Here is a 2310-nt window from a genome sequence, read left to right as displayed (position 1 = left end):
CACGCCTCCAACGCAATGGGCAACTTTCAGAATGATCACTCTCCGTATCGGTACTAAGGGTGCCCTGGTTGCTGGGTTCGGGGCGGTCTCGGACGGGGATGCGGTGACGGATGGTGATCTTCTCGGGCCCGATAAGGACGTCCTTTACGAGCAGCCGCAGCACGCGCTGGCGTTCGGTGACCTCGGCGGTGTGGGCGCGGTGGCGGAGCTGGGCGAGGAAGCCTTCCAGGTCGTCGGCGAGCTTGAGGTAGGCGTTGCGGTCAGCGGCCTGGGCGTCGAGCGCCTGGAGATGGCTGCGGAGGTTGGCCTCGCGGGCGCGCAGGTCGGGCATGCGAGCGCGGAGCTCATCGATGGTGATCAGCTGTTCGGAGAACGCCTCGATCATGCGGGTGATGGCGGCGGTGGACTTGGCCAGTGCGAGTTGCGCGCGCGAGCGTTGGGTGAGGGCCGGGTCGCTGGTGCGGGCCTGCTTGAGGCGCTTGTCGATCTCGGTGCGGATCAGGGCCGGATCGGTGAGCAGGTCGATGATGTGGTCCCAGACCACCTGATCGAGGTAGTCGGCGCGGACCGGCTTGCTGGTGCAGACGGGTCCGTCCGTGTAGCGCCAGCCGTCGGAGCCCAGGCACCGGTAGTAGTAGATCGTCTTGCTGGTGGTGCGGGTGTGGGTCCGGTAGTAGCCATACCCACAGGCCGCGCAGGCGGTCAGGCCCTGCAGCAGGGAAGGGACCTTGCTGTTGCGGGTGGCGTATCGCTTGTTGTCTTCGAGGCGCTGCTGGGCGCGTTCGAAGCTGTCTTGGGTGATGATGGCGGGCACGGCGATCTCGATCCACTCCTGGCGGGGCCGGTCGACGGTTGTGTCCGGTCGTGGGGTGGTGCGGCCCTCCAGGCGGGCTCGCCGGTTCAGTGCCCGCGGCTGGTGGATCATCTGGGTCTTGCCGAACGCTGCCCGGCCGGCGTAGGCGGGGTTGCGGAGCATGCCCCACACGGTGCCGCGGTCCCATCGCGTCTTGCCCGTCCTGGTCAGCACACCGCAGGCGGCGAGCCAGCGGGTCAGGTCGCCGATGGAGGCTGCTTCGTCGGTGTAGCGGCGGAACAGCTCGACCACGACAGCGGCCTCGTGCTCGACGATCTCGTAACGCGCCCCGGACTCAGGAGTCTTGCGGATGTAGCGGTAGCCGAACGGGGCGCCGGCCAGCACGTTCACCGACCCCGACTTGGCCCGGTAGGTCTTGCCGCGCCGATAGCGTTCCATGAGCTGCGCCTTCTCGTACTCGGCGAACATGCCCTGGAACTGCACCAGCAGCTGGTCTTCGGGGCTGTCGCCGCGCGGGCCGTTGACGAAGGCCACCTGGGTGCCGGCGCGGGCGAACTCCTCGATCAGCAACGCCTGGTAGGCGAACTTGCGGGCCAGCCGGTCCGGGGCATACACCAGTACGACATCCACACCAGTGCCGGCGACCAGGTCACGCAGCCGCTCCAGCGCGGGCCGCACCAAGGTGGCGCCCGAGTGGCCCTCATCGGTGAAGATCCACGCCTCAGGCAGCTCCACCCCCAGCCGGGCGGCGTGCTCGCGCAACGCCGCGACCTGCGATCCGATCGTCTGATCCTTCTTCTGCTTGGCGGAAGAGACTCGCGCGTAGATCGCTGCACTCGCTCTGCTCATCGGGCTGTCCGCCTGGTCGCCGACTGTGCTGTTCACCTGCCGCCCCGCCTTCCTGACCGGCCCGCACCCGGGCCCGCCGCTGAGGAACGAGAATCCGATAGGCCACCGACACATCGGTGGCCGCGTGGCGGTCGAAAACGAACACCGTCTCCACCGCCCGACCGCTCATTTGCGCTCGGATCCGCCCTCCGGCCAGGAGACGGACGCGGGCAGGGCCTCGGCCAGGGCCGAGGCCACCAGCGCCGAGATCGTGACTCCGCTCTGCCGGGCCTGGATGCGGACCTGCGCGGCCAGCGAGGCGGGCAGCTTGACGGTGAACACCACGCTTTCCTCCGGGACCTCGACGTGGTGATGCCCCGCCATCGCGGCATCGGCCAGATAGCGGCGTGCCTGCCGGACCGACACGCCGAACCGCTCGGCCAGCATCCGGGCCGCCTGCGCCGTCGGTGTTCCCGAACGCACCAGCTCCACCGCGGCATTGACACGCTGCGTGTATTGGACGTCACTCGAACGATAACGACCGGGCATGACACGAACCTACTACCATTCATGTCACATCTCCGTACTTTCCCGCCGCAACCGCTCACCCCGCCGGTAACCCAACGTGACCTCGAAACAGAAGTTGCCCATTGCGTTGGAGGCGTGAT

Annotated in this window: 2 protein-coding genes; both read right to left on the bottom strand. The window is 67.9% G+C overall.

What is annotated here, in order from left to right; genetic code table 11:
• Window positions 1–1699: recombinase family protein (locus AB0I81_RS63905; protein WP_360680657.1), on the bottom strand; the 1699-nt coding region annotated here is incomplete at its 3' end.
• Window positions 1700–1828: 129 nt separating this feature from the next.
• Complete coding sequence (locus AB0I81_RS63900; RefSeq protein ID WP_360680654.1) at window positions 1829–2191, bottom strand: hypothetical protein; 363 nt, start codon at window positions 2189–2191, stop codon at window positions 1829–1831.
• Window positions 2192–2310: the final 119 nt, after the last annotated feature.

The organism is Nonomuraea sp. NPDC050404, assembly GCF_040655495.1.
Classification (GTDB): Bacteria; Actinomycetota; Actinomycetes; order Streptosporangiales; family Streptosporangiaceae; genus Nonomuraea.
This window is presented reverse-complemented; position numbering and strand designations above follow the sequence as displayed.

What these genes read in the sequence shown, in the direction of transcription:
- AB0I81_RS63900 (WP_360680654.1), bottom strand. Translation starts at nt 2,191, where the DNA reads ATGCCCGGTCGTTATCGTTCGAGTGACGTCCAATACACGCAGCGTGTC.